The sequence below is a fragment of the Streptomyces sp. cf386 genome (assembly GCF_900103585.1).
Classification (GTDB): domain Bacteria; phylum Actinomycetota; class Actinomycetes; order Streptomycetales; family Streptomycetaceae; genus Streptomyces.
The window spans coordinates 35,460-60,865 of record NZ_FNHV01000015.1 but is presented as its reverse complement, the minus strand read 5'-3'; the positions used below and the strand labels follow the sequence as shown (position 1 = coordinate 60,865).

General features: G+C 70.9%; 24 protein-coding genes. 13 read left to right on the top strand and 11 right to left on the bottom strand.

The annotated features are described in order from the left end of the window. Positions 1 to 79 precede the first annotated feature (79 nt). The 4 genes from BLU79_RS32895 to BLU79_RS32880 all read left to right on the top strand — a co-directional run bounded on the left by BLU79_RS32895 (position 80) and on the right by BLU79_RS32880 (position 2,869). Entirely contained in the window at positions 80 to 469 is a 390-nt protein-coding gene (locus tag BLU79_RS32895) for a cell division protein SepF (RefSeq protein WP_177001271.1), read from the top strand. 87 nt (positions 470 to 556) lie between these two features. Continuing rightward, a complete protein-coding gene (locus BLU79_RS32890) occupies positions 557 to 1,867 on the top strand; it encodes an AAA family ATPase (RefSeq protein ID WP_093909632.1) in 1,311 nt (436 codons plus the stop codon). Next, positions 1,864 to 2,190, top strand: a complete 327-nt coding sequence (locus tag BLU79_RS32885) for a nucleotide pyrophosphohydrolase (RefSeq protein WP_093909631.1) — start codon at positions 1,864 to 1,866, stop codon at positions 2,188 to 2,190. Before BLU79_RS32890 ends, BLU79_RS32885 begins: the two co-directional genes overlap by 4 nt. Before the next feature lie 208 nt (positions 2,191 to 2,398). Next, positions 2,399 to 2,869: a DUF6099 family protein gene (locus BLU79_RS32880; RefSeq protein ID WP_093909630.1), complete on the top strand. Its 471-nt coding sequence runs from the start codon at positions 2,399 to 2,401 to the stop codon at positions 2,867 to 2,869. Between the two features lie 143 nt (positions 2,870 to 3,012). Here BLU79_RS32880 and BLU79_RS48395 read toward each other — a convergent pair whose 3' ends face one another. Further along, positions 3,013 to 3,186, bottom strand: coding sequence for a hypothetical protein (locus tag BLU79_RS48395; RefSeq protein WP_177001270.1), 174 nt, complete (start codon positions 3,184 to 3,186; stop codon positions 3,013 to 3,015). A 240-nt stretch (positions 3,187 to 3,426) separates the two neighbouring features. Here BLU79_RS48395 and BLU79_RS32870 point away from each other — a divergent pair, with 240 nt between their 5' ends. Next, positions 3,427 to 4,350 (top strand): LLM class F420-dependent oxidoreductase, encoded by a 924-nt coding sequence (locus BLU79_RS32870; RefSeq protein WP_093909628.1) that lies wholly within the window; start codon positions 3,427 to 3,429, stop codon positions 4,348 to 4,350. Positions 4,351 to 4,436: 86 nt separating this feature from the next. On the opposite strand, the gene BLU79_RS32865 is transcribed toward BLU79_RS32870, so the two are convergent. Continuing rightward, positions 4,437 to 5,237, bottom strand: a complete 801-nt coding sequence (locus BLU79_RS32865) for an SAM-dependent methyltransferase (RefSeq protein ID WP_093909627.1) — start codon at positions 5,235 to 5,237, stop codon at positions 4,437 to 4,439. 181 nt (positions 5,238 to 5,418) lie between these two features. Here BLU79_RS32865 and BLU79_RS32860 point away from each other — a divergent pair, with 181 nt between their 5' ends. Continuing rightward, positions 5,419 to 6,918 carry a 3' terminal RNA ribose 2'-O-methyltransferase Hen1 gene (locus BLU79_RS32860; RefSeq protein WP_093909626.1) on the top strand — a complete coding sequence of 500 codons (1,500 nt, stop codon included), beginning with the start codon at positions 5,419 to 5,421 and terminating at the stop codon, positions 6,916 to 6,918. Next, positions 6,915 to 9,455, top strand: a complete 2,541-nt coding sequence (locus tag BLU79_RS32855) for a polynucleotide kinase-phosphatase (protein ID WP_093909625.1) — start codon at positions 6,915 to 6,917, stop codon at positions 9,453 to 9,455. Before BLU79_RS32860 ends, BLU79_RS32855 begins: the two co-directional genes overlap by 4 nt. A 36-nt stretch (positions 9,456 to 9,491) precedes the next feature. On the opposite strand, the gene BLU79_RS32850 is transcribed toward BLU79_RS32855, so the two are convergent. Both BLU79_RS32850 and BLU79_RS32845 read right to left on the bottom strand, forming a co-directional pair. Next, entirely contained in the window at positions 9,492 to 10,391 is a 900-nt protein-coding gene (locus BLU79_RS32850) for an NAD(+)/NADH kinase (protein ID WP_093909624.1), read from the bottom strand. Further along, positions 10,388 to 11,464 (bottom strand): SPFH domain-containing protein, encoded by a 1,077-nt coding sequence (locus BLU79_RS32845; RefSeq protein ID WP_093909623.1) that lies wholly within the window; start codon positions 11,462 to 11,464, stop codon positions 10,388 to 10,390. Before BLU79_RS32845 ends, BLU79_RS32850 begins: the two co-directional genes overlap by 4 nt. Before the next feature lie 126 nt (positions 11,465 to 11,590). Here BLU79_RS32845 and BLU79_RS32840 point away from each other — a divergent pair, with 126 nt between their 5' ends. Together BLU79_RS32840 and argF are read left to right on the top strand one after the other, a co-directional pair. Next, on the top strand, positions 11,591 to 12,814 hold the full coding sequence (locus BLU79_RS32840; protein WP_093909622.1) for an arginine deiminase: 1,224 nt from the start codon (positions 11,591 to 11,593) through the stop codon (positions 12,812 to 12,814). A 101-nt stretch (positions 12,815 to 12,915) separates the two neighbouring features. After that, positions 12,916 to 13,923, top strand: coding sequence for an ornithine carbamoyltransferase (gene argF / locus BLU79_RS32835; protein ID WP_093909621.1), 1,008 nt, complete (start codon positions 12,916 to 12,918; stop codon positions 13,921 to 13,923). A 27-nt stretch (positions 13,924 to 13,950) separates the two neighbouring features. Here the strand turns inward: argF and BLU79_RS32830 are convergent, their stop codons facing one another. Continuing rightward, on the bottom strand, positions 13,951 to 14,403 hold the full coding sequence (locus BLU79_RS32830) for an ATP-binding protein (RefSeq protein WP_093909620.1): 453 nt from the start codon (positions 14,401 to 14,403) through the stop codon (positions 13,951 to 13,953). A 365-nt stretch (positions 14,404 to 14,768) separates the two neighbouring features. Between BLU79_RS32830 and BLU79_RS32825 the strand changes: the two genes are divergently transcribed. Continuing rightward, positions 14,769 to 15,596 carry an enoyl-CoA hydratase family protein gene (locus BLU79_RS32825; protein ID WP_093909619.1) on the top strand — a complete coding sequence of 276 codons (828 nt, stop codon included), beginning with the start codon at positions 14,769 to 14,771 and terminating at the stop codon, positions 15,594 to 15,596. Between the two features lie 3 nt (positions 15,597 to 15,599). Further along, complete coding sequence (locus BLU79_RS32820; RefSeq protein WP_093909618.1) at positions 15,600 to 17,993, top strand: bifunctional salicylyl-CoA 5-hydroxylase/oxidoreductase; 2,394 nt, start codon at positions 15,600 to 15,602, stop codon at positions 17,991 to 17,993. On the opposite strand, the gene BLU79_RS32815 is transcribed toward BLU79_RS32820, so the two are convergent. The 5 genes from BLU79_RS32815 to BLU79_RS32795 all read right to left on the bottom strand — a co-directional run bounded on the left by BLU79_RS32815 (position 17,977) and on the right by BLU79_RS32795 (position 23,214). Further along, complete coding sequence (locus tag BLU79_RS32815; RefSeq protein ID WP_093909617.1) at positions 17,977 to 19,188, bottom strand: sulfate adenylyltransferase subunit 1; 1,212 nt, start codon at positions 19,186 to 19,188, stop codon at positions 17,977 to 17,979. The two genes, BLU79_RS32820 and BLU79_RS32815, sit on opposite strands and share 17 nt — an antisense overlap. A gap of 2 nt (positions 19,189 to 19,190) precedes the next feature. Then, positions 19,191 to 20,093 (bottom strand): sulfate adenylyltransferase subunit CysD, encoded by a 903-nt coding sequence (gene cysD / locus BLU79_RS32810; protein ID WP_093909616.1) that lies wholly within the window; start codon positions 20,091 to 20,093, stop codon positions 19,191 to 19,193. Next, positions 20,090 to 20,656, bottom strand: coding sequence for an adenylyl-sulfate kinase (cysC, locus tag BLU79_RS32805; RefSeq protein ID WP_093909615.1), 567 nt, complete (start codon positions 20,654 to 20,656; stop codon positions 20,090 to 20,092). Before cysC ends, cysD begins: the two co-directional genes overlap by 4 nt. 116 nt (positions 20,657 to 20,772) lie before the next feature. After that, on the bottom strand, positions 20,773 to 21,585 hold the full coding sequence (locus BLU79_RS32800; RefSeq protein WP_093909614.1) for a PaaX family transcriptional regulator: 813 nt from the start codon (positions 21,583 to 21,585) through the stop codon (positions 20,773 to 20,775). Positions 21,586 to 21,600: 15 nt separating this feature from the next. Next, positions 21,601 to 23,214 carry an AMP-binding protein gene (locus BLU79_RS32795; RefSeq protein WP_371131986.1) on the bottom strand — a complete coding sequence of 538 codons (1,614 nt, stop codon included), beginning with the start codon at positions 23,212 to 23,214 and terminating at the stop codon, positions 21,601 to 21,603. 169 nt (positions 23,215 to 23,383) lie between these two features. Here BLU79_RS32795 and BLU79_RS32790 point away from each other — a divergent pair, with 169 nt between their 5' ends. Further along, a complete protein-coding gene (locus BLU79_RS32790; protein ID WP_093909613.1) occupies positions 23,384 to 24,553 on the top strand; it encodes an acyl-CoA dehydrogenase family protein in 1,170 nt (389 codons plus the stop codon). Then, positions 24,550 to 24,948, top strand: coding sequence for a RidA family protein (locus BLU79_RS32785; protein WP_093909612.1), 399 nt, complete (start codon positions 24,550 to 24,552; stop codon positions 24,946 to 24,948). The genes BLU79_RS32790 and BLU79_RS32785 overlap by 4 nt, the downstream gene beginning before the upstream one ends. 7 nt (positions 24,949 to 24,955) lie before the next feature. Here the strand turns inward: BLU79_RS32785 and BLU79_RS32780 are convergent, their stop codons facing one another. After that, entirely contained in the window at positions 24,956 to 25,150 is a 195-nt protein-coding gene (locus BLU79_RS32780; protein WP_093909611.1) for a DUF5999 family protein, read from the bottom strand. Between the last annotated feature and the right edge of the window lie 256 nt (positions 25,151 to 25,406).

The window sequence follows — 25,406 nt, the reverse complement described above, 5'->3', positions numbered from 1 at the left end:
GCTGTTGGGCCGAACGGGTGACTTGGCGTAAGAATTGGCAGGTGCAGGCAATGAAGGCGAGTCAGGTCGGGGGGAGCCGGTGAACAGCCACGACGTCACCGATGAACAGTGGGAAGGGCTCGCCCAGGTCGTGCCGCTGCGCGGCCGGGACGCCTGGCCGTCGGCGGTGGACCATCGGGTGCACCCGGAGGCGGAGACGGAGACGCGGCGGCGGTTCGTCGTCCTGCGGGTCAATGTGTTCGCGGACGCCCGTGAGGTCGCCGAGACACTGATGGCGGGGATTCCGGTGCTGCTGGATCTGACCGGAGCGGAGACCGAGGTCGCCAAGCGGGTCCTGGACTTCAGCACGGGTGTCGTCTTCGGGCTGGCGAGCGGGATGCACCGGGTCGACCGGAACGTGTTCCTGCTGACGCCGCCCGGGACCGAGGTGAGCGGGCTGATGGAGGGGGCGGGGGTGCCGGGCACCTGAGGCGGCCCGGCCGGGCGATCCCTCGATCGTAGGAAGGGCGCCGGGAGGGAACGGTTCGTCTGACGGCGGGGGCCCTACGGTCCGGGAATGGCCGTGTCATCTGCTTCTGGTGCCGTTTCCCTGCCGTCCCAGAAGGGCCGTGCGGTCTCCCCGCCGTCCCGGGAGGGGCATGCGGATTCCCTGTCGTCCCGGGAGGGGCATGCGGTTTCCCCGCCGTCCCAGAGGGGAGACGCGGTATCCCAGCCGTCGCCGGAACGCCCCGCCGGCGAGCCGTCCGCGGCGCGCCCCGACCGGTCCCATCTCACCGAACTGCGGCTGTCGGCGTTCGCCGGGCATCGACGGGCGGCGCTGCCGCTGGGGCCCTTCACACTCTTCGCGGGGCCCAGCGGATGCGGGAAGACGACTGCCCTGCGGGCGTACGAGGCGCTGGCGCGGCTCGCCGGCGGTGCCGGGGTCGGTGAGGCGTTCCCCGATCCGGACGCGTGCGTGCCGGAGCGGGCCCGGCCCGATGCCCAGCGCCGCCGGGGCTTCCGCATCGGCTGCACCGCCGACGGTCCCGAGGGGCCGGTGCGACTCGATGTCGCCGTGCAGGCCGAGCCCGAACTGCGCATCGTGGGGGAGCGGTTGAGCGCCGGCGGGGTCGTGCTGCTGGAGACGGCCCTGCGTGATCCGAGCCGGCCCTATGTGCAGGCCGCCTGGCACACGGCCGGTCAGTCGCCGGTCACACGGGCGCCCCTGCCCGACGACCGGCTCGGAACGGCGCTGCTGCCGCTGCGGGTGGCGGGCAAGACGGACGGGCAGCGGCGGGTGCTCGCCGCCGCGGAGCAGATGGTGGTGGCGCTGCGGTCGGTCTTCGCCTGCGATCCGCGGCCCGACCGGATGCGGGGCCGGGTGCCGGTCGGGTCCGGCCGCCTGCTCGGCGGCTGCGACAACCTCGCCGATGTGCTGTGGCGGACCCGGGCCGAGTGCGGGCGCCGGCATGCGCAGTTCGTGGCCGCGGTGCGGGCGGGGTGCGCCGGGGCGGTGACAGACGTGGCCGCGGAGGTGCTGGGGGACGGGACCATGCGGGCGGTGCTCGACCGCGGGGACGGGATCCGCACGGAGCTCGGCCGGCTGGGCGACGGCGAGCTGCGCTATCTCGCGCTGTCGCTGGTGCTGCTGACCGGGCCCGGGGTGCTGGAGGTCGACCCGGCCGGTGAGGTGCCGGAGGCCATGCAGACGTTGACCGTGCTGGCCGACGGGCTCGACCGAGGGCTGGATCCCGGGCAGTGCGGGGAAGTGGTGCGGCTCGCGGTGCGGATGTGCGAGCGCGGGCACATCCGGGTGGTCGGGGCGGTGAGTGACGCTTCGGGCGTGGCGGAGGCGGGCGGGGTGACGGTGGTACACCTGGAGCCGTGACCGAACCTCTTGATGTGGCCAAGCTGCAGCGCAGGCTGGCCGAGTTCGCCGCCGCGCGCAACTGGCAGCCGTATCACACGCCGAAGAACCTCGTCGCGGCGCTGAGCGTCGAGGCGTCCGAACTGGTGGAGATCTTCCAGTGGTTGACGCCGGAGGAGTCGGCCCGTGTCATGGACGACGCGCGGACCGCGGAGCGGGTGACGGACGAGGTCGCCGACGTGCTGGCGTATCTGCTGCAGCTCTGCGAGGTGCTCGCGATCGATCCGCTGGCGGCGCTGGACGCGAAGATCGACCGGAACGAGCGGAGGTTTCCGGCGCCGTAGGGAGGGTGTGCGGAAGGGGTGCTTCCGGCGCTAGGAGGATCCGCGTCCACTTTCACTCTCCGTATCCAATTTGGCGCCTGTAGCCGAAAAGTTGTCCAGAGATTTCCGCCTTCCTCTGGCTTTTCGTCTCAACGCCCTTCACTCTGGGTAGTGAACAAGGGAGTTCAGGCGGACGCGTGGGCAGCGCGTCGGACAGACGGGGCAGCGGATGGACGCGGTGCGGCTCATCAAGACCAGCAGGCGTGCATTGGCCGGCAGTGGGAGCCTGCCGGAGACCATGACCGAGGTGTGGCAGGCGCAGGCCCTGGCCCAGGCGATAGGGAGTCGGCTGGCCGTCTTCGGTCCACCTGAACTACGCGGCGAGGCGCTGGGGTTGACGGAACTGGCCGGGCGTGGCTGCGGCGTGCTGGAGGCGCCGGACCTCGCGGAGGGGGCCTTACGCGCGGCCCAGCTCACGGAGTTGGGGGATGCGCGACAGGCGCTGATGCAGCTGGGGAGCCTGCTGGGGGAGGTGGGGATCGCCCTGGTCGGGATGGCCAGCGCCGCGGACGAGGAGACGACGTACTGGCAGTGCATGGAGGCGATCGACGCGGCGGACGAGTCCCGGGACCGCGTGCTGGAGATGCTGCGAAGACTGGCGGATCGGGATCAGGTGCTGGCGGAGCGGGAGGCGGGCTAGGGGCGTCAGGCGGCCGTCGGTCATCCTCTCAACGCCGGTCCAGGCCATCTCAGCCTGTCCGGCGTTCGAGGACGAGGCCCTTTCAGGGCCGAAGGCGGGGGTCTGGGGGCCGCAGGCCCCCAGCAGGGTGGGCGGCCCGGAACTCAGCCGGCCTCTCCGTCCTGCCGCTTCCCCACGCCGGACCCCCCGGTCGCCTGCAGATCCGCGTCCAGGGCCGACAGGTCCGCATTGAGCGCCGCCATCAGCTCCTCCATCTGCTGCAACAGCCCCTTGGGCTGACCGCCGCCGCTCTGCTGTGGTGCGATTTCCTCGGACATGACGGCCTCCTCGGCCTCCGGCCCCCGACAGAAGGGGGCCGACACGGTGACGCTCCGGCGGTCACCGGCCGGCGCGGGCGCCGGGCGGTCCGGCTCCGACCGAGCCAACGATCACCGTCGGGGGCGGTCACTGGCCCGGCCCAGGGCGGCAACAGCGTGGCGGGAATTCACCCGACCGGGGACGCGAGAGGCGGGGGGACCGGTGCGCCCGGCCCGCACCCCGGCGTGCAGGATGGAGGTATGGATCTTCGCATCTTCACCGAGCCCCAGCAGGGGGCCACCTACGACACCCTCCTCACCGTGGCGAAGGCCACCGAAGACCTTGGATTCGACGCGTTCTTCCGCTCGGACCACTACCTCAAGATGGGCTCCGGGGACGGCCTTCCCGGCCCCACCGACGCCTGGATCACGCTCGCCGGCCTCGCCCGCGAAACCAAGCGGATCCGCCTCGGCACCCTGATGACCGCCGGCACCTTCCGGCTGCCCGGCGTGCTCGCCATCCAGGTCGCGCAGGTCGACCGCATGTCCGGCGGCCGGGTCGAACTCGGCCTGGGCGCGGGCTGGTTCGAGGAGGAGCACAAGGCGTACGGCATCCCGTTCCCGAAGGAGAAGTTCGGGCGGCTGGAGGAGCAGCTCGCCATCGTCACCGGGCTGTGGGCGACCGAGGTCGGCCAGACCTTCGACTTCCACGGGAACCACTACGACCTCACCGACTCACCCGCCCTGCCCAAGCCCGCCCAGGACCGAATCCCCGTCCTGATCGGCGGACACGGCGCCACCCGCACGCCCCGGCTCGCCGCCAAGTACGCCGACGAGTTCAACATGCCGTTCGCCTCGATCGAGGACAGCGAGCGGCAGTTCGGGCGGGTGCGGGCCGCCGCCGAGGAGGCCGGCCGCAAGGGCGACGACCTCGTCTACTCCAACGCCCTTGTCGTCTGCGTCGGCAAGGACGACCAGGAGATCGCCCGCCGCGCCGCCGCGATCGGGCGGGAGGTCGACGAGCTGAAGCTCAACGGGCTCGCCGGCTCCCCTGACGAGGTCGTCGACAAGATCGGCCGGTACCAGGAGATCGGCTCGCAGCGGATCTACCTCCAGGTCCTCGACCTCGACGACCTGGACCACCTGGAGCTCATCTCCTCCCAGGTGCAGTCGCAGCTGTCGTAGGGCCGTAGGGCCGTACCGGCGACACGAGCGATCCATGCGTCATCCGGCGGACCGGGCCGACAAAGGGCGGTCCGCCGGATGCGTCGTCATCGCTTGTGGCCGACCCCCACGTACAGGGGTATCTCCTCGCCCTCGTGCCGCTCACCGAGCTCCGGATGCCACTCGGCGGCGAGCATCACGCCCGGGTCCACCAACGCGAGCCCCGTGAAGAAGCCGGCGAACTCGTCACGCGCTCGCACCTGGGCCGGAGTGCCGCCCTTGCGGTACACCTCGACGACCCGCTCCCAGGTCTCCGGGTCGAAATCCCCCGTCGCATGCGACAGCGTCAGATAGCTGCCCGGCGCCAGCGGTTCGAGCAACTCGCTCACGATCCGGGCGGGTTCGTCCTCGTCCACCACCAGGTGCAGCAGAGCCACGAGGGACAGCGCGATCGGCTGCGTGAAGTCGAGGGTCTCCCGCGCCGCCGCGAGGATCCGTCCCGGTTCCCTCACGTCGCCGTGGACGTAGGCCGTCTTTCCCTCGCGCGTGCTGTGCAGCAGGGCCTCGGCGTGCCGGAGGACGATCGGATCGTTGTCCGCGTACACCACCCGGGCGTCGGGGGCGATGCCCTGCACGATCTGGTGGAGGTTCGGCTCGGTCGGGATCCCGGTGCCTATGTCGAGGAACTGGCGGACACCCCGCTCGGCCAGCAGCCGGGAGGCACGGTGCATGAACCAGCGGTTGGTCCGCGCCATCTCCCGCACGGCGGGGAAAAGGGAAACCACCTGCTCGGCCGCCTCCGCGTCGACCGGGTAGTTGTCCTTCCCGCCGAGGAAGTAGTCGTACATGCGGGCCGAGTGGGGCTTGCTGGTGTCGATGGGGGTCGCGCGTAATCCGGCGTCTGTCACGTGGGGCCTCCGCTGGGGGCATGCGTGGGCGAGGGGGGACATGCGTGGGGCGATCGGTCGTGCGCTGTTCGAACGCCCGGACGGTCCGGAGGCTAGCGAAAATTCTCGGGTGCTGCCGATGCCCGCTTCTGTACGGTGGGCGTAACCGCAGTTCAGACGACTACTCCAAGGCCTGCCCACCGTGTTCCTGACCATCACCACCACCGGCTCTCCAGAGCGCCCGGCCACCGACCTCGGCTTCCTGCTGCACAAGCACCCCGAGAAATCGCAGGCGTTCTCCACCTCCTACGGCAAGGCCCATGTCCTCTACCCAGAGGCCGACGCCGAGCGCTGCACGGCGGCGCTGCTGCTGGAGGTGGACGCGGTGGCGCTGGTCCGGCGCGGCAAGGGCAAGGGCCGGGGCGGTGCGCCCGACGCGGCACTCGCGCAGTACGTGAACGACCGGCCGTACGCCGCCTCCTCGCTGCTCGCGGTCGCGCTCAGCGGCGTGTTCTCCAGCGCGATGCGGGGCGTGTGCAACGCCCGTCCCGAGCGCGCCGCCCAGCCGCTGCCCCTGCGCATCGAGGTGCCCGCGCTGCCGGCCCGAGGCGGCCCGGAGCTCGTACGGCGGCTGTTCGAGCCGCTCGGCTGGGCCGTGACCGTCGAGCCCGTGCCGCTGGACGTGCAGTTCCCGGAGTGGGGCGACTCGCGCTACGTCCGTCTCGTCCTGGAGTCGGAGGCGCTGACCCTCGCCGAGGCCCTGCGCCACCTCTATGTCCTGCTCCCCGTCCTCGACGACGCCAAGCACTACTGGGTCGCCTCCGACGAGGTCGACAAGCTGCTGCGGGCCGGTGAGGGCTGGCTGCCGGACCACCCGGAGCACAAGCTGATCACCAGCCGGTATCTGTCGCGCCGCTGGTCGCTGACCCGGGAGGCGATGGAGCGGCTGGAGCTGGTGCGGCTCGCGGAGGCCGACGACAGCGAGGTCGAGGACATCGACAACGCCGTCGAGGCCGAGAAGGAGACCGAGGAGAAGCAGACCCCGCTCGCCGTGCAGCGACGGGACGCGATCATCGCCGCGCTCAAGGCGTCCGGTGCCGCGCGCGTGCTCGATCTCGGGTGCGGGCAGGGCCAGTTGGTGCAGGCGCTGCTCAAGGACCCGGCGTTCACCGAGATCGTGGGCGTGGACGTGTCGATGCGGGCGCTGACCATCGCCGGGCGGCGGCTGAAGCTGGACCGGATGGGGGAGCGGCAGGCCTCGCGCGTGAACCTCTTCCAGGGCTCCCTCGCCTACACCGACAACCGCCTCAAGGGCTACGACGCCGCGGTGCTCAGCGAGGTCATCGAGCACCTCGACCTGCCCAGGCTGCCCGCGCTGGAGTACGCGGTGTTCGGCGCCGCCCGCCCGCGGACGGTCCTGGTGACCACCCCGAACGTCGAGTACAACGTCCGCTGGGAGTCCCTCCCGGCCGGGCACGTCCGGCACGGCGACCACCGGTTCGAGTGGACGCGCGAGGAGTTCCGGATCTGGGCGCGGGCGGTTGCCGAACGGCACGGGTACCGCGTGGAGTTCGTGCCCGTCGGGCTCGACGACCCCGAGGTGGGGCCACCCACGCAGATGGCCGTGTTCGACATGGGCACAGCCGAGACAAGCACGACCACCACGGGCAACAACGACGAGAAGGAGGCGAAGGCAGCATGAACCAGACACCGAAGGGACGTGCTCTGCCTGTCACCGACCTCTCCCTCGTCGTGCTCGTCGGCGCCTCCGGATCCGGCAAGTCCACCTTCGCCCGCAGGAACTTCAAGCCCACCGAGGTCATCTCCTCCGACTTCTGCCGTGGCCTCGTCTCCGACGACGAGAACGACCAGAGCGCGACCCGGGACGCCTTCGACGTCCTGCACTACATCGCGGGCAAGCGCCTGGCGGCCGGCCGCCGTACGGTCGTCGACGCCACCAGCGTGCAGCAGGACTCACGGCGGCAGTTGATCGAGCTGGCCAAGCAGTACGACGTGCTGCCGATCGCCATCGTGCTCGACGTGCCCGAGGAGGTGTGCGCCGAGCGCAACGCCGCCCGCACCGACCGGGCCGACATGCCGCGCCGGGTCATCCAGCGGCACATCCGCGAACTCCGCCGTTCGGTACGGCACCTGGAGCGCGAGGGCTTCCGCAAGGTGCACATCCTGCGCGGCGTGGAGGACGTGGAGAACGCCACCGTCGTCACCGAGAAGCGCTTCAACGACCTCACCCACCTCACCGGCCCGTTCGACATCGTCGGCGACATCCACGGCTGCGCCTTTGAACTGGAGTCGCTGCTCGGCAAGTTGGGCTACGCCGACGGCGTGCACCCGGACGGCCGTACCGCCGTCTTCGTCGGCGACCTCGTCGACCGCGGCCCGGACAGCCCCGGTGTGCTGCGCCGCGTGATGTCGATGGTGAAGTCGGGCAACGCGCTGTGCGTGCCGGGCAACCACGAGAACAAGTACGGGCGTTACCTCAAGGGCCGCAAGGTCCAGCACACGCACGGACTCGCCGAGACCGTCGAGCAGATGGAGACCGAGAACGAGGAGTTCCGCGCGGAGGTACGGGAGTTCATCGACGGGCTCGTCAGCCACTACGTCCTCGACGGCGGCAAGCTGGTCGTCTGCCACGCCGGTCTGCCGGAGAAGTACCACGGCCGCACGTCCGGCCGGGTGCGCTCGCACGCGCTGTACGGCGACACCACCGGGGAGACCGACGAGTTCGGGCTGCCGGTGCGCTACCCGTGGGCCGAGGACTACCGGGGCCGGGCGGCCGTGGTGTACGGCCACACCCCGGTCCCGGAGGCCACCTGGCTGAACAACACCATCTGCCTGGACACCGGCGCCGTCTTCGGCGGCAAGCTGACCGCACTGCGCTGGCCGGAGCGGGAGCTGGTCGACGTAGCGGCCGAGAAGGTCTGGTACGAACCGGCCAAGCCGCTGCGCTCCGAGGCACCGGGCGGGCACGACGGCCGACCGCTGGACCTGGCGGACGTGCACGGGCGCAGGGTCGTGGAGACCAGGCACCAGGGCCGTGTCGCCATCCGTGAGGAGAACGCGGCGGCGGCCCTGGAGGTCATGAGCCGCTTCGCGGTCGACCCGCGCCTGCTGCCGTACCTCCCGCCCACCATGGCACCGACGGCGACCAGCCACGAAGAGGGCTTCCTGGAGCACCCGGTGGAGGCCTTCGCGCAGTACCGGGCGGACGGGGTCGAGCGGGTCGTGTGCGAGGAGAAGCACATGGGTTCGCGGGCCGTGGCCCTGGTGTGCCGGGACGCCGAGGCGGCACGCGAGCGGTTCGGCGTGGACGGCCCCACGGGATCGATCTACACCCGCACGGGCCGCCCGTTCTTCGACGACGAGTCCGTGACGGAGACGATCCTCGACCGGGTCCGTGCGGCGGCCGGCGAGGCCGGCCTCTGGGACGAGCTGGAGACGGACTGGCTGCTGCTCGACGCCGAGCTGATGCCGTGGTCGCTGAAGGCGTCCGGGCTGCTGCGCTCGCAGTACGCGGCGGTCGGTGCCGCCTCCGGGGCGGCGTTCCCCGGTGCGCTGGCCGCGCTGGAGGGCGCTTCGGCGCGCGGTGTCGATGTGTCCGACCTGCTGGCACGTCAGCGTGAACGGGCCTCGGACGCAGCCGCGTTCACGGAGGCGTACCGCCGCTACTGCTGGACGACGGACGGCCTCGACGGCGTACGCCTGGCCCCCTTCCAGATCCTGGCGGTCCAGGGCCGCAGCCTCGCCGCGCTCCCGCACGACGAGCAGCTCGCGCTCCTCGACCGGCTGGTGGAGCACGACGGCACGGGTCTGCTCCAGACGACCCGGCGTCTGTACGTCGACACCGGCGACCCGGAGTCGGTGCGGGCCGGTGTCGACTGGTGGCTGGAGATGACGGGCCGGGGCGGCGAGGGCATGGTCGTCAAGCCGATCGGGGCGGTGGTCCGCAGCGAGGAGGGACGGCTCGTACAGCCCGGCATCAAGTGCCGGGGCCGCGAGTACCTCCGGATCATCTACGGCCCGGAGTACACCCGCCCGGACAACCTGGACCGGCTGCGCAAGCGGTTCCTCAACCACAAGCGCTCCCTCGCCATCCGGGAGTACGCGCTGGGACTGGAAGCCCTGGACCGGCTGGCCGAGGGGGAGCCGCTGTGGCGGGTGCACGAGGCGGTGTTCGGGGTGCTGGCGCTGGAGTCGGAGCCGGTGGACCCGCGCCTGTGACAGTCAAGGGCAGTGACGGTAAGCGGCTGTTCACGGTCAGTTGACGAGTCGCAGCCGCTCCCGGCACACGCCCACCCGGACCGTCTGACCCCAGGTCAGCTCGACCGCGTCCGTCTCCATCCCGTCCCCGAAGGCGACGAGCCGCTCGGACTCGACGGTGAGCCGCAGATGGGTCGCGGCCGCGAGTTCCCCGGCCACCAGTGAGGTACCGGTGGCCGGGGAGGGCCAGGCCTCGCGGACGAACCACATGAGCCGTTCCTCCGTGGGGGAGGGCAACCGCAGTCGCCCTCCCCGCTCCTGCCACACCGACCGGAGCCATCCGGTCGCCCCCGTCCCGGTGCCCACGATCACCCCGGACGAAGCCTGGGCCTCGACGACACCCCCGTCGTCTTCCAGGCCCAGGCGGTATCTGGCCGTCTGGTGTCCGACGGCGCCGAGGTAGATCTCGTTGAGCGCCACGAGCCGCTGTGTGTCGTCGGCGACGGCCTCGACCATGGTGAGTTCGTCGAAGCGGGCCCGTCCGGATTGCGTGGACGCGAACAACTTGGCCGCGTCCCCGGGGCGGTGGCGCACCAGCACGCCCGGATTGCGGCCGGGATCGGCGTCGACGCCGAGCACCGGCTGTCCGGCCAGGTACTTCGCCACGTTCGCGACCAGGCCGTCCTGTCCGACGACGACCACCACGTCCTCCGGCGCGAACAGGAAACGGTCCAGGTCGCCCCGTTCCACCCTGGTCTGCCGCCAGGTCAGGGGGATCGCCGAGGTCACCTCCGCGAGCGCCTGTCGCGTCCGGCGGTGGCGTTCCGTGATCTCCGCGATGTCCCGGCCGCGGGAGGAGAGGAAGAAGGCGGCCTGGCCGTGTGTGCCGTGCCGGGCCACCAACTCCTCGTACTCCGTGGTGCGATGGACGAGCACGACCCGGGGAGCGAGGCTCACGCCTGCTCCTGGGCCTGGGCGCCGAGCTTGGCGAGCAACCCCGTCAGCACGTCCGGCGACACCGTCACGCTGTCGATCCGCGGCAGGTTCTCCGCGAGCCGGGTCCCGGTGAGGGCGTGCAGCGTCGCCACGTCCACCTCGGCGTGCACCCGCAGCCAGGCCGCCTGCGCCTGCGCCCGCGCCTCGCCGACCTCACGCGCCCCCTCTGCCTCGGCCCGGGCCAGCCGCACGGACCGCGTGGCCTCCGCCTCCGCGAGGCGCACCGTCCGTACCGCCTCCGCGTCCGCGAGCCGTACCGTCCGTGCCGCCTCCGCCTCGGCCCTGACCGCGTCGGCCGCCGCGTGCTCCTCGGCCTCCCGGCGCGCGTTGGTGCCCCGCTGGTCCACCAACTGCTCCTCGCGGCGGGCGAGTTCGATCTGACTGGCCAGTTCGTTCTCGGCGATCGCGCGCTCCCGCTCGACGGCCACCGCCCGGCGCTCGTACGTCGCCCGGTCCGCCTCCTGCTGGATCTGCTCGCGGGCCGGGGTGCGCAACGCCCGCTCCACCTCGGGCTCCGGGCGCAGCGCCATGACGCGTACGGCGACGACCTCGATGCCGGTGGCCGGGAGCCGGGGCTCCCCGGCGAGGCCCGCCGCGATCCGCTCCCGCACCGCCGTGACGCCGTCGGCCAACGCCGCCGACAGGGGCGTACGGGCCAGGACGTCCAGTGCGTGCTGCTGTGCCGTCTCCGTCAGCAGCGTGCCCAGCTGCTCCAGCGGGGTGCCCCGCCACGCGCCGGTGTCCGGGTCGACGGAGAAGTCCAGGCGGGTCGCGGCCACCGCGGGGTCGCTGATCCGGTAGGTGACCGTCGCCTGGACGGCCACGTCCTGGAAGTCGGACGTACGGGCATGGAAGGTCATCGCCAACTCCCGGTCGTCGACCGGCACTTCGGAGAGCGCGGCGGTCAGCGCACGGAACCAGAAGCTGAGCCCGGGGCCGTCGTGCAGCAGCTTTCCGCCACGGTGGTGACGGATGTGCGCCGTGGGCGCGCCGCGCAGATGGCGCCAACCGAGGCGCCGGGTGATGTCGGCCATGTGATCCCCTCCACGATTTCTCGTCACCAAGACGATAATCGTGAGGCAGGGTTGTCGTCAAGGGGACGAGAACAAGAAAGATGCAAGTAGGGGGTGAAGGCGGCCCCCGATGGTCAGGATGGAGGCATGGCATTCCATGTCGACTCCGAGGCCGGGCGGCTGCGCCGCGTCATCCTGCACCGGCCGGATCTCGAGCTCAAGAGGCTCACCCCCAGCAACAAGGACGCGCTGCTCTTCGACGACGTGCTGTGGGTGCGCCGGGCGCGCGCCGAGCACGACGGGTTCGCCGACGTGCTGCGCGACCGCGGTGTCACCGTCCACCTCTTCGGTGACCTGCTCACCGAGGCCCTGGAGATCCCGGCGGCCCGGAAACTCGTCCTGGACCGGGTCTTCGACGAGAAGGAGTACGGGGTGCTCGCCACCGACCACCTCCGTGCGGCCTTCGAGGGCCTGCCCGCGCCCGAACTGGCCGAGGCGCTCGTCGGCGGCATGACCAAGCGGGAGTTCCTGGAGGCGCACCCCGAGCCGACCTCCGTGCGCTTTCATGTCATGGAACTGGACGACTTCCTGCTCGCCCCCCTGCCCAACCACCTCTTCACCCGCGACACCTCCGCCTGGATCTACGACGGCGTCTCCGTCAACGCGATGCGCTGGCCCGCCCGTCAGCGCGAGACCGTGCACTTCGAGGCGATCTACCGGCATCACCCGCTGTTCCGTGACGAAACGTTCCACTTCTGGTCCGAGGGGCAGGCGGACTACCCGTCCACCATCGAGGGCGGGGACGTCCTGGTGATCGGCAGCGGCGCGGTCCTCATCGGGATGAGCGAGAGGACCACCCCGCAGGCCGTCGAGATGCTCGCCCACAAGCTGTTCGCCGCCGGCTCGGCCGAGACGATCGTGGCCCTCGACATGCCCAAGCGTCGTGCCCTCATGCACCTCGACACCGTGATGACGATGGTCGACGGCGATGTCTTCACCCAGTACGCCGGGCTTGGCATGCTCCGCTCGTACACCATCGAACCGGGCGCCGGTGACAAGGAGCTGAAGGTCACCGACCATCCGCCGGAGCACATGCACCGTGCGATCGCCGCCGCGCTGGGTCTGAGCGAGATCCGCGTCCTGACCGCCACCCAGGATGTCCACGCGGCCGAGCGCGAGCAGTGGGACGACGGCTGCAATGTGCTGGCCGTGGAGCCGGGTGTGGTCGTCGCCTATGAGCGGAACGCCACCACCAACACGCATCTACGCAAGCAGGGCATCGAGGTGATCGAGATTCCGGGAAGTGAGCTGGGGCGGGGGAGGGGAGGGCCGCGCTGTATGAGCTGTCCGGTCGAGCGTGCGCCTGTGTAGACGCACCTGATGCGTCTGGTAGGCCTCATGCGCCTGTATAGAAATGCCTATCGTCGTATAGACTTCCAGGGTCCCTGTTCACGTACCTCTGGAGCGCCCCCATGGCGACTGTCCCGACCGCCCTCGCCGGCCGCCACTTCCTCAAGGAGCTCGACTTCACCGAGCAGGAGTTCCGTGGGCTGGTCGAGCTGGCCGCCGAGCTGAAGGGGGCCAAGAAGGCCGGGGCCGAGACGCAGTACCTGCGGGGCAGGAACATCGCGCTGATCTTCGCCAAGACCTCGACGCGCACGCGCTGCGCGTTCGAGGTCGCGGCCGCCGACCAGGGCGCTTCGACGACGTACCTGGATCCCTCGGGCTCGCAGATCGGCCACAAGGAGTCGGTGAAGGACACCGCGCGCGTGCTCGGGCGGATGTACGACGGGATCGAGTACCGCGGGGACAGCCAGCAGAAGGTGGAGGAGCTGGCGGAGTACGCCGGGGTGCCCGTCTACAACGGCCTCACCGACGACTGGCACCCCACCCAGATGCTGGCCGACGTGCTCACCATGACCGAGCACACCGCCAAGCCCTTCAAGGAGATCGCCTTCGCCTACTTGGGCGACGCCCGCTTCAACATGGGCAACTCCTACCTGATCACCGGCGCGCTGCTCGGCATGGACGTACGGATCGTCGCTCCCCAGGCGTACTGGCCCTCCCAGGACGTCATCGGCCAGGCCCGCAAGCTCGCCGAGACCAGCGGTGCTCGCATCACCCTCACCGAGAAGGTCGACGAGGGTGTGCTCGGCGCGGACTTCGTCGCCACCGACGTCTGGGTCTCGATGGGGGAGCCGAAGGAGGTGTGGGCCGAGCGGATCGCTGCGCTCGGCTCGTACGCGGTGACCATGGACGTCCTGCGGGCGACCGGGAACCCGGACGTGAAGTTCCTGCACTGCCTGCCGGCCTTCCATGACCTCGGCACGAAGGTCGGGCGTGAGATCTACGAGAGCTACGGCCTGGAGTCGCTGGAGGTGACCGACGAGGTGTTCGAGTCGGCGCACTCGGTGGTCTTCGACGAGGCGGAGAATCGGATGCACACGATCAAGGCGGTGCTGGTCGCGACGCTGGCTTGAGGGGAGACGCCGGCTTGAGGGAGAGGCCTACACCGGGCGGCGTTGAGCAGGCAGAATCGGCAGCCTGAACCATACCGCCTTGCCCGAGTCCGTGGGGCGGTGGCCGCACGACGAGCTCAGGGCGCGGATCAGGAGCAGGCCGCGGCCGTGTTCCTGCCACGGGTCGGGGTCGCCGTCCGTGGGGCGGGTCAGGTTGCCCGGCGGGGCCGGGTCCGGGTCGTGTACCTCTACCTGGCAGCCGGAGGGCAGGAGCTCCACCACCAGCTCTATGGGGCCGTCACCCGCGGTGTGCTCCACGGCGTTCGCGACCAGCTCCGCCGTGAGCAGCTCCGCGGTGTCGCTGTCGGCGGCATGCTCCAGCTCGGTCAGCGCTGTACGGACCAGGGCACGCGCGACGGGCACGGCTGCAGCGGTGTGCGGCAGTGCGATGCGCCAGGAGGCGGAGGCGGGCGAGCGATCTTGCAAGGCGGGTCCGTTCATGAGCAGGCTGTCCTGCTTTCAACCTTATGAATGGTACGGCGCCACCCGACAAGGCATCCGACGGGCACCGTTCGGGACCTTCGGCCCCGACTGTTGGGCGGCTTACCCCGGTGAACGGTCGGCCTCGCGCGGTTGATCCCGTCGTTACGCGGGCGTCGACGATCCGTGACGGATGTGACGGGGCCAGGTCACATCCGAGATGTGACTCGACAAGGCACCCAAGATCACACCCGAGATCACACCCGGACGGGTTATTGCGTGGTCGTGACGACAGTCAAAGTTGGGTGATAGCTTCGAAGGAGAGAGCTCGAAGGGTAGAGCTCAGTGAGTCAGTGCCCGCCGTCCGCCCGAGGAGGCCGCACGTCATGAGTCCCTTCACCGGCTCCGCCGCCCGCACGACCGACTGGGAGCATCTGCGGGTCGAGCAGGCCGACGGGGTCGCCACCGTCACCCTCGCCCGCCCCGAGAAACTCAACGCGCTCACCTTCGGCGCCTACGCCGACCTGCGTGATCTGCTCGCCGAGCTGTCCCGGGAGAGGGCGGTACGGGCCCTGGTGCTGGCCGGCGAGGGGCGCGGTTTCTGCTCCGGCGGCGACGTCGACGAGATCATCGGCGCCACCCTGTCCATGGACACCGCCCAGCTGCTCGACTTCAACCGGATGACCGGGCAGGTCGTGCGGGCCGTACGGGAGTGCCCGTTCCCGGTGATCGCGGCGGTGCACGGAGTGGCGGCCGGTGCCGGTGCCGTACTGGCACTCGCGGCCGACTTCCGCGTCGCCGACCCCACCGCCCGCTTCGCCTTCCTCTTCACCCGGGTCGGCCTGTCCGGCGGCGACATGGGCGCGGCCTACCTGCTGCCCAGGGTCGTCGGCCTCGGCCACGCGACCCGCCTGCTCATGCTGGGCGAACCGGTACGCGCACCCGAGGCCGAGCGGATCGGCCTGATCAGCGAGCTGACGGAGGAGGGCGGCGTCGACGAGGCCGCCCAGTCCCTCGCCCACCGCCTGGCCGACGGCCCGGCACTGGCGTACGCGCAGACAAAGGCACTCCTGACGGCCGAGCTGGACATGCCACTGGCGGCAGCGGTGGAGATGGACGCGTCGACACAGGCCTTGCTGATGAACGGCGAGGACTACGCGGAATTCCACGCGGCATTCACGGAGAAGCGCCCACCGAAGTGGCAGGGGAGGTAGCGGATGCTCTCGACCAAGGGGACTGCACCCATGTCAGGGGCGCGGGGCTGTGTTGAATTTGCGGCTACCGCCGCGTGGGCGCGACCAGCCACAGACCACCCGCAGCCGCCGACAATGTCCAGCCACCCCCTACGAGTCGCCATCATCGGCGGCGGCCCCGGCGGCCTCTACGCCGCAGCTCTCCTCAAACGCCTGGACCCCACCCGGGAAGTCACCGTCTGGGAACGCAACGCCCCAGACGACACCTTCGGCTTCGGCGTAGTCCTCTCCGACGAGACCCTGGGCGGCATCGAACACGCAGACCCCGTGGTCTACGAGGCCATGCAAGCGCACTTCACCCGCTGGGACGACATCGACATCACCCACCGAGGCACCCACCAAACCTCCGGAGGACACGGCTTCGCGGCCCTGGGCAGAAAGCGCCTCCTCGAAATCCTCCACGACCGCTGCCGCACCCTCGGCGTAGAACTCCGCTTCCGTACCGAGGCCCCCTACCCCGCCTGGCTCGCTGAGACGTACGACCTCGTCATCGCCGCCGATGGTGTGCACAGCTCCACCCGCGAGGCCTACACCCATGTGTTCCGCCCCCATGTGGCCGAACACCACTGCCGTTACATCTGGCTCGCCGCGGACTTCGCCTTCGAAGCCTTCCGCTTCGAGATCGCCGAGACCGAGCACGGCGTGATGCAACTGCACGGCTACCCGTACGCGGCCGACGCCTCCACCGTCATCATCGAAATGCACGAACAGGTGTGGCGCGCGGCCGGCTTCGACGAACTCGACGAACAGGAGTCGGTCGAGCGTTGCGCCAAGATCTTCGCGGAAGCGCTGCGCGGACGGCCGCTGAAGTCCAACAAGTCGGCCTGGACCACCTTCCGCACCGTCGTCAACGAACGCTGGTCGCACGACAACATCGTGCTGCTCGGCGACGCCGCCCACACCGCCCACTTCTCCATCGGCTCCGGCACCAAGCTCGCCGTCGAGGACGCCCTCGCGCTCGCCGCCTGCCTGGAGGAACAGCCGGACCTCGCCAGCGCGTTGACCGCGTACGAGGCCGAGCGCAAACCGGTCGTCGCCTCCACGCAGCGCGCCGCCCGCGCCAGCCTGGAGTGGTTCGAGAACCTCGGCCTCTACCTCGACCAGCCGTCCCGCCAGTTCGCCTTCAACCTGCTCACCCGCAGCCGCCGCGTCACCCACGACAACCTGCGCCTGCGCGATGCCCGCTTCACCGAGGCCGTGGAGCGCGACTTCGGCTGCCCGCCCGGCACGCCCCCGATGTTCACCCCGTTCCGGCTGCGCGGCCTGACGCTGCGCAACCGGGTCGTCGTGTCCCCGATGGACATGTACTCCGCCGAGGACGGCGTCCCCGGCGACTTCCACCTCGTCCACCTCGGCGCCCGCGCCCTCGGCGGTGCCGGCCTGGTGATGACGGAGATGGTGTGCGTCAGCCCGGAGGGGCGGATCACCCCCGGCTGCGCCGGTCTCTACACCGGCAGGCAGGGCGACGCCTGGAGGCGGATCGTCCAGTTCGTGCGCACCCAGGCACCCGGTACCGCGATCGGTGTGCAGCTCGGCCACAGCGGTCGCAAGGGCTCGACCAAGCTGATGTGGGAGGGCATCGACGAACCGCTGGACGACGGCAACTGGCCGCTCGTGGCCGCGTCCCCGCTCCCCTACAAGCCGGACAGCCAGACCCCGCGCGAGCTCACCCGCGCCCAACTCACCGATATCCGCGAACAGTTCACGGCCGCCGCCTGGCGCGCCGCCCGCGCCGGCTTCGACCTCCTCGAACTGCACTGCGCGCACGGCTATCTGCTCTCCGGCTTCCTCTCCCCACTCACCAACCGCCGCACCGACGCCTACGGCGGCTCCCTGGAGAAACGACTCCGCTTCCCGCTGGAGGTCTTCGATGCCGTACGGAGCGTATGGCCCGAGGAGCGGCCGATGACCGTCCGTATCTCCGCCACCGACTGGGCCGAGGGCGGCACGACCGCCGAGGACGCCGTAGAGATCGCCCGCGCCTTCGCCGCGCACGGCGCCGACGCGATCGACGTGTCGACCGGGCAGGTCGTGGCCGACGAGCAGCCGGAGTTCGGGCGGTCGTACCAGACGCCGTACGCCGACCGGATCCGCCACACCACCGGTCTGCCGGTGATCGCGGTCGGGGCGATCTCCTCCTGGGACGACGTCAACTCCCTGATCCTGGCGGGCCGTACGGACCTGTGCGCCCTCGCCCGCCCGCACCTCTACGACCCGCACTGGACGCTGCACGCGGCGGCCGAGCAGGGTTACGACGGTCCGGGCGCCAGCTGGCCGGACCCGTACCGGGCGGGCAGCCGACGTCCGCAGACCGGCCGCACGGACGCCCCCAAGCCCCGGCTCACGCTGGGGAGTTGACCTCGGCCATGCCCGCCGTGAGCGTCGCCCCGTCCGCCGGGTCGATCAGGATGAACGCGCCGGTGCGGCGGGAGGCCGCGTAGTCGTCGAGGGCCAGTGGCTCGGCGGTGCGCAGGGAGATCCGGCCGAGGTCGTTCACGCTCAACTCGGCGGCTCCGGCGAGGTCCTTGACGATAGCCTTGACGGTCCTGGTCGTGTGCCGGAGCAGGACGCGGTCGCCGACCCGCAGCGGACGGTCGGCCAGGTGGCAGACGTTCGCGGTGACGTCCCGCGTGAGCGTCGGCGCCTTCGCCCCCGCCGTGATCATGTCGCCGCGCGACACATCCCGCTGGTCCGCGAGCCGTACGCTGATCGACTGCGGTGCGAGCGCGGCCTCCTGGGCGACTCCGAGCACGTCGATGCCGGTGATCTCGGAGGTCTCGCCGGACGGGTGGACCGTGACCCGGTCGCCGACCCGCAGTGAGCCGGACACCAACTGGCCCGCGTAGTAACGGACTTCGCCGTGACGGATGACGTACTGCACGGGGAAGCGGGCGGGCGCGTCGGCGGCCTCGGTGCCGACGGGGACGTTCTCCAGGAACTCCAGGAGCGCAGGTCCCTCGTACCAGTCCATGTGCGTTGAGCGCTCCACCACGTTGTCGCCGACGAGCGCCGAGACCGGGACCGAGGTGAAGCCGGTGAGCCCCGATTCGGCGGCGAAGTCCTCGACGATCTCCGCGAACCGCGTCCGCTCGTAGCCGACCAGGTCCATCTTGTTGACGGCCAGGACGACATGCGGGACCTGGAGCAGGGCCGCCACGGCCGTGTGCCTGCGCGTCTGCTCGACGACCCCGTTGCGCGCGTCGACCAGGATGATCGCCAGCTCGGCCGTCGAGGCGCCCGTGACCATGTTGCGGGTGTACTGCACATGGCCGGGGGTGTCGGCGAGGATGAACCGGCGGCGGGACGTGGCGAAGTAGCGGTAGGCCACGTCGATCGTGATGCCCTGTTCGCGCTCGGCCCGCAGGCCGTCCGTGAGCAGTGCGAGGTCGGGGGCGTCCTGGCCGCGGCTGCGGGAGGCGTGCTCGACCGCCTCCAGCTGGTCGGCGAGGATCGACTTGGAGTCGTGCAGCAGCCGCCCGACGAGCGTGGACTTGCCGTCGTCGACGGAGCCCGCGGTGGCGAACCGAAGCGTGTCGATGGTCGTGCCGGTCATGTCTAGAAGTACCCCTCGCGCTTACGGTCTTCCATGGCGGCCTCGGAGAGCTTGTCGTCGGCGCGGGTGGCGCCGCGCTCGGTCAGCCGGGAGGCGGCGATCTCGGCGATCACCTTCTGGATGGTGTCGGCGTCGGAGTCCACCGCGCCGGTGCAGGACATGTCGCCGACCGTGCGATAGCGGACCTGCCGCTTCTCGACGACCTCGTGCTCGCGGGGTCCACCCCACTCACCGGCCGTCAGCCACATGCCGTCGCGCGGGAACACCTCGCGCTGATGGGCGTAGTAGATCTCCGGCAGCTCGATCTCCTCGTGGGCGATGTACTGCCAGACGTCGAGTTCGGTCCAGTTGGACAGCGGGAAGACGCGGACGTGTTCGCCGGGTGCGTGGCGGCCGTTGTACAGGTTCCACAGTTCGGGGCGCTGTCGGCGCGGGTCCCACTGGGAGAACTCGTCCCGGAGGCTGAACACCCGTTCCTTGGCCCGGGCCTTCTCCTCGTCGCGTCGTCCGCCGCCGAAGACGGCGTCGAACTGCTCGCTCTGGATCTTCTCGGTCAGCGGCACCGTCTGCAGCGGGTTGCGGGTGCCGTCGGGGCGTTCGTTGAGCACCCCCCGGTCGATGTAGTCCTGTACGGAGGCGACATGGAGGCGCAGGCCGTGTTTGTCGACCGTGCGGTCGCGGTAGTCGATGACCTCGGGGAAGTTGTGTCCGGTGTCGACGTGGAGCAGTGAGAAGGGGATCGCCGCGGGGGCGAACGCCTTGAGCGCCAGGTGCAGCATGACGATGGAGTCCTTGCCGCCGGAGAACAGGATCACCGGCCGCTCGAACTCGCCCGCGACCTCGCGGAAGATGTGCACCGCCTCGGACTCCAGCGCGTCCAGGTGCGAGAGGGCGAAGTCGCTCATACCAACCCCCGCTCCGCCAGCACCGCGTACACGGCGTCCGCCGACTCCCGCGGCGTCTGGTCCTGGGTCCTGAGAACCAGCGCCGGGTCGGTCGGCGGCTCGTACGGGTCGTCGACGCCCGTCAGCCCCGAGAGCCGCCCCGCCGCCTGCCGGGCGTACAGCCCCTTCACGTCCCGCTCGCTGCACACCTCGACCGGTGTGGCGACATGCACCTCGACGTAGGGCGTGGCGCTCGCCTCGTGCCGTTTGCGCACCGCTTCGCGGCTGTCGGCGTAGGGCGCGATCACGGGGACGACGGACAGCACGCCGTTGCGCGCGAGCACCTCGGAGACCAGCCCGATGCGCTGCACATTGGTGTTGCGGTCCTCCCGTGAGAAGCCGAGACCGGCCGACAGGAAGCGGCGTATCTCGTCGCCGTCGAGGACCTCCACGCGATGTCCCTCCGCCGTCAGCCGGTCACCGAGCAGGCGGGCGATGGTCGTCTTGCCCGCGCTCGGCAGTCCGGTGAGCCAGACGGTGGCTCCCTGAGCCCTGGGGCCTCCTTTTCGGGCCGTGGTGGTCATGCGCAACAGTCCTCATTTCTTACCTGGCGGCGACCCGATGGACGCTAGGTAAGAAACTTGAGAAGAGGCGCAGAGGAACCTGAGGGTTCCGTTAGTGGTGCATGGTGTGCCTGAGGTCATAGACCGGCGTACACGGCCCCCGCGTCCCGCAGACGTTCGTGCAGTCCCCGGAAGACGGCGGCCGAACGTGCGCCCGGCCAGTCCTCGGGCAGCAGCCGGGCGGGCAGGCCGGGGTCGGTGTAGGGGAGGTGGCGCCAGGAGTCCAGGGCGAGCAGGTAGTCGCGGTAGGCCTCCTCGGGCGGGGTGTCCGGCCGCCGCTCCCAGTCGTGCAGTACGCGCGCGTGGCGGTCGAGGAACGCGTCGTGTTCCTTGGCGATCGCGGCCAGGTCCCACCAGCGGGCGACGGCCTCGACGGTCGGCGTGAAGCCGAGGTGCTCACCGCGGAAGAAGTCGACGTACTCCTCCAGGCGCAGCCGCTGAAGGGTGTGCCGGGCCTCCGCGTAGAGCCGCGCGGGAGCGATCCACACCCCCGGAGCCGCAGTCCCGAAGCCGAGCCCGGCCAGCCGGGAGCGCAGCACATGCCGCTTCTGCCGCTCCGACTCCGGCACCGAGAACACCGCGAGCACCCAGCCCTTGTCCTCGGGCGGCGTGACGGTGTAGATGCGCCGGTCGCCGTCGTCGAGCAGCTGCCGGGCTTCCGGCGACAGTTCGTATCCGGCCGCGCCCTGCGCCGTACGCGCCGGGAGCAGCAGCCCGCGTCGCTTCAGCCGTGACACCGACGAGCGTACGGAAGGGGCGTCCACGCCGACCGCGGCCAGCAGTCTGATCAGCTCGGCGACCGGCACGGGGCCGGGCATATGGCGGCCGTAGGCGCCGTAGAGCGTGACGATGAGAGACCGTGGTGCATGCTGGTCGGACACGTTGATCATCTTAGTTCTTACGGATCACTGCTGGTCGCCCAGCGGCTGACGGTCGTCGCGCAGTCGGAACCGCTGCAGCTTGCCGGTCGCGGTGCGCGGGAGGGCGTCCAGGAAGACGATCTCACGCGGGCACTTGTACGGCGCCAGCTCGGCCTTGACGAACGTGCGCAGCGCCTCCACGTCCCGTCGCGCACCCTCCCTGAGCACCGCGTATGCCACCACGACCTGGCCACGCGCCTCGTCGGGCCGCCCCACCACCGCCGTCTCCAGCACGTCCGGGTGGCGCAGCAGCGCCTCCTCGACCTCGGGGCCCGCGATGTTGTAACCGGCGGAGATGATCATGTCGTCCGCGCGGGCGACATAGCGGAAGTAGCCGTCACTCTCCCGGACGTAGGTGTCGCCGGTGATGTTCCAGCCGTGGCGTACGTACTCGCGCTGCCGTGGATCGGTGAGATAGCGGCAGCCGACGGGCCCGCGCACGGCGAGCAGCCCGGGCTCCCCGTCGGGCAGGTCCCGGCCCTCGTCGTCGACCACGCGCGCGTGCCACCCCGGTACCGGCATTCCCGTCGTCCCGGGCCTGATGTGCTCGTCGGCCGCCGAGATGAAGATGTGCAGCAGTTCGGTGGCGCCGATGCCGTTGATGATGCGCAGCCCGGTCCGCTCGTGCCAGGCCTGCCAGGTGGCGGCGGGCAGGTTCTCGCCCGCGGACACACAGCGGCGCAGTGAGGAGACGTCGTGCGAGTCGAGTTCGTCGAGCATGACGCGGTACGCCGTCGGGGCGGTGAACAGCACGGACACCCGGTGCTCGGCGATCGCGGGCAACAGCTGTTTGGGACCGGCCTGTTCGAGGAGCAGGGCGCTGGCGCCGGCCCGCATCGGGAAGATGACGAGCCCGCCGAGGCCGAAGGTGAAGCCGAGCGGGGGACTGCCGGCGAAGACATCGCCCACATGGGGGCGCAACACATGTTCCGAGAAGGAGTCGGCTATCGCGAGCACATCCCGATGGAAGTGCATACAGCCCTTGGGCCGTCCGGTGGTGCCCGAGGTGAAGGCGATGAGCGCGACGTCGTCGGCCGCGGTGTCGGCGGCGGGGTAGGGCGTGTCGGGCGCCGGGCGGCGCAGCAGGTCGTCGGGGGCGTCGCCGCCGTACGTCGTGATGCGCAGGTCGGGTATCTCGGCCTTGGCGAGGTCGTCGACGGCGCGTATGTCGCACAGCGCGTGCCGCACCTGGGCGATCTCGCACATGGTCCGCAGCTCGTGCGGCCGCTGCTGGGCCAGCACGGTGACGGCGACCGCACCCGCCTTCAGCACCGCCAGCCAGCAGGCGGCCAGCCAGGGCGTGGTCGGGCCGCGCAGCAGCACCCGGTTGCCCGGGACGACGCCCAGGTGGTCGGTAAGCACATGTGCGAGCCGGTCGACGCGGGCGCGCAGTGTGCCGTACGTCCATGGGGGGCCGGACGGGGTGTGGAACACGGGCCGCTCGTCGTCGGGGCCGTCGAGTAGTTCGGCGGCGGCGTTGAGCCGTTCGGGGTAACGCAGCCCCGGAAGGTCGAAGCGGAGCTCGGGCCACTGGTCGGGCGGTGGCAGGTGCTCGCGGGCGAAGGTGTCGACGTGGGCGGAGCGGTGCAGACCGGCCATGGCGGTTCGCCCCCTTGCCTTGTGGGCGTCGTGGTGGGCTCGCACAGGGAGCGTATCGTGTTGGTGACGGCAGTCAATGGGGCGCGATACCGTCTACAGGTCCGTGAGAATCCGTCGAAGAGGTCCGTCGAGAGCGTCCGTCGCGGACGGCTCCGCAGGGAGGTCGGCAATGCCCGCATTCTCACTCGATCCGACGCAAACCGCCTGGTGTGCCGAGCTGCGCGCCCTGGCAGCCGAACGGCTCCGCCCCCTCGCGGAGAAGGGCGAGCCAGGGCACGTCAACCGTCCGCTCGTCGCCGAGCTCGGTCAACTGGGGCTGCTGGGGCGGCTGTTCACCTCAGGGGCGGTCGACCTGTGCCTGATGCGGGAGTCCCTCGCGTACGCCTGCACCGAGGCGGAGACCGCGCTCGCCCTTCAGGGTCTGGGCGCCCATCCGGTCCACGCATACGGCACCCCGGCCCAGCGGGAACGCTGGCTGCCCCGGGTGGCCGAGGGTAGCGCGGTGGCGGCGTTCGCCCTGAGCGAGCCGGGGGCGGGGTCGGACGCGGCGGCGCTGGAGCTGAAGGCGGAACGGGACACCGCGGGGGCGGGGCAGGTGCCGGTCGCCGAGCCCGACGGCCCCGCCCGCTGGCGGCTCACCGGCGAGAAGTGCTGGATCTCCAACGCCCCCGAGGCCGACTTCTACACCGTGTTCGCCCGCACCACCCCCGGCGCCGGCGCCCGAGGCGTCACCGCCTTCCTGGTCCCGGCCGACCGTCCCGGCCTTACCGGAACGGGCCTCGACATGCTGTCTCCGCACCCCATCGGCGCCCTCGCCTTCGACGCCGTCCCCGTCACCGCCGCCGACATGCTCGGCGAGGCCGACCGAGGCTTCCGGGTCGCGATGGGCACCCTCAACCTCTTCCGGCCCAGCGTCGGCGCCTTCGCCGTGGGCATGGCCCAGGCGGCCCTCGATGCGACCCTCGCCCACACGGCCGAACGGGACGCCTTCGACGGCAAGTTGAAGGACCTTCAGACCGTGGCTCACCAGGTCGCCGAGATGGCCCTGCGCACGGAGGCGGCCCGCCTCATGGTGTACGCGGCGGCGACGGCGCACGACGAAGGGGCCGGAGATGTCCCGAAGCGCGCCGCGATGGCGAAACTGCTCGCCACCGAGACCGCGCAGTATGTCGTCGACACGGCGGTCCAGTTGCACGGTGCGCGTGCCCTGCGCCGTGGTCACCTGCTCGAACACCTCTACCGCGAGGTGCGCGCCCCGCGTATCTACGAGGGTGCCAGCGAGGTCCAACGCGGCATCATCGCCAAGGAGTTGTACGCGACCATGGAGGCCGCCCAGTGAGCACCGAGCGTGTCAACCCGCCCGATCTCTCCCCGCCCACCGGCTTTTCCCATGCGGTCGTCGCCACCGGCTCACGTGTCGTATTCCTGGCCGGGCAGACCGCCCTGGACGCGGACGGCAAGGTGACGGGCGACTCCCTGCCCGAGCAGTTCGAGCGGGCCCTGACCAATCTGCTGGCCGCACTCACCGCCGCCGGCGGCACCCCCGCGGACCTCGCCCGGGTCACCGTCTACGCCACCGACGTCGCCGCGTACCGTGCTCAGGCGGCCGAACTCGGCCGTATCTGGCGGCAGTCGGCGGGCCGGAACTATCCGGCGATGGCGGTCGTCGAGGTCGTACGCCTCTGGGACGAACGGGCGATGGTGGAACTCGACGGGTTCGCGGTGCTGCCGTAAGCCGCGCTCACGCGGCCATCGCGAGCCGCGCGGTCGGCACCCGGTGCGGTGCGACGACGCGGCCGTCGGCGAGCAGTTCGCCGCTGTCGTCGAAGACGATCGCGCCGTCGCAGAGGAGGCTCCAGCCCTGCTCGGGGTGGGCGGCCACCACATGTGCGCTGGGGTGTTCGGAGGACGGGCACGAGGACTGGTGGGAACACATGGCGCACCTCCACATTGGGCGGACGAGCCGTGTGGGTCGTCCATATGGGTAGACCATGCTCCCGCCGCGCAGTGTCGATATGCGGCTCCGCCGCGGGGCATCGGAACGGCCGGTCGTGAACCGTGACAACACGCGGACAACACTCTGACCGATCCACGAAGGTCGGGGCGGACTCGCCACCGAGTGGGTGACGGTCACGTCCGTCGGCACACCTGCCGGGTACGAGTGGTAGCCCTCACTCCGCCCATCCGGGAGG

Bases quoted from the DNA above. Each gene is read 5' to 3' on its own strand.
- BLU79_RS32820 (WP_093909618.1), top strand. From the start codon at position 15,600: ATGCTCTCGACCAAGGGGACTGCACCCATGTCAGGGGCGCGGGGCTGT.
- BLU79_RS32845 (WP_093909623.1), bottom strand. From the start codon at position 11,464: ATGGCCGACATCACCCGGCGCCTCGGTTGGCGCCATCTGCGCGGCGCG.
- BLU79_RS32825 (WP_093909619.1), top strand. From the start codon at position 14,769: ATGAGTCCCTTCACCGGCTCCGCCGCCCGCACGACCGACTGGGAGCAT.
- BLU79_RS32880 (WP_093909630.1), top strand. From the start codon at position 2,399: ATGGACGCGGTGCGGCTCATCAAGACCAGCAGGCGTGCATTGGCCGGC.
- BLU79_RS48395 (WP_177001270.1), bottom strand. From the start codon at position 3,186: ATGTCCGAGGAAATCGCACCACAGCAGAGCGGCGGCGGTCAGCCCAAG.
- BLU79_RS32840 (WP_093909622.1), top strand. From the start codon at position 11,591: ATGGCATTCCATGTCGACTCCGAGGCCGGGCGGCTGCGCCGCGTCATC.
- BLU79_RS32870 (WP_093909628.1), top strand. From the start codon at position 3,427: ATGGATCTTCGCATCTTCACCGAGCCCCAGCAGGGGGCCACCTACGAC.
- BLU79_RS32780 (WP_093909611.1), bottom strand. From the start codon at position 25,150: ATGTGTTCCCACCAGTCCTCGTGCCCGTCCTCCGAACACCCCAGCGCA.
- BLU79_RS32815 (WP_093909617.1), bottom strand. From the start codon at position 19,188: ATGACCGGCACGACCATCGACACGCTTCGGTTCGCCACCGCGGGCTCC.
- cysD (WP_093909616.1), bottom strand. From the start codon at position 20,093: ATGAGCGACTTCGCCCTCTCGCACCTGGACGCGCTGGAGTCCGAGGCG.
- BLU79_RS32830 (WP_093909620.1), bottom strand. From the start codon at position 14,403: ATGAACGGACCCGCCTTGCAAGATCGCTCGCCCGCCTCCGCCTCCTGG.
- argF (WP_093909621.1), top strand. From the start codon at position 12,916: ATGGCGACTGTCCCGACCGCCCTCGCCGGCCGCCACTTCCTCAAGGAG.
- BLU79_RS32800 (WP_093909614.1), bottom strand. From the start codon at position 21,585: ATGATCAACGTGTCCGACCAGCATGCACCACGGTCTCTCATCGTCACG.
- BLU79_RS32790 (WP_093909613.1), top strand. From the start codon at position 23,384: ATGCCCGCATTCTCACTCGATCCGACGCAAACCGCCTGGTGTGCCGAG.
- BLU79_RS32795 (WP_371131986.1), bottom strand. From the start codon at position 23,214: ATGGCCGGTCTGCACCGCTCCGCCCACGTCGACACCTTCGCCCGCGAG.
- BLU79_RS32855 (WP_093909625.1), top strand. From the start codon at position 6,915: ATGAACCAGACACCGAAGGGACGTGCTCTGCCTGTCACCGACCTCTCC.
- cysC (WP_093909615.1), bottom strand. From the start codon at position 20,656: ATGACCACCACGGCCCGAAAAGGAGGCCCCAGGGCTCAGGGAGCCACC.
- BLU79_RS32890 (WP_093909632.1), top strand. From the start codon at position 557: ATGGCCGTGTCATCTGCTTCTGGTGCCGTTTCCCTGCCGTCCCAGAAG.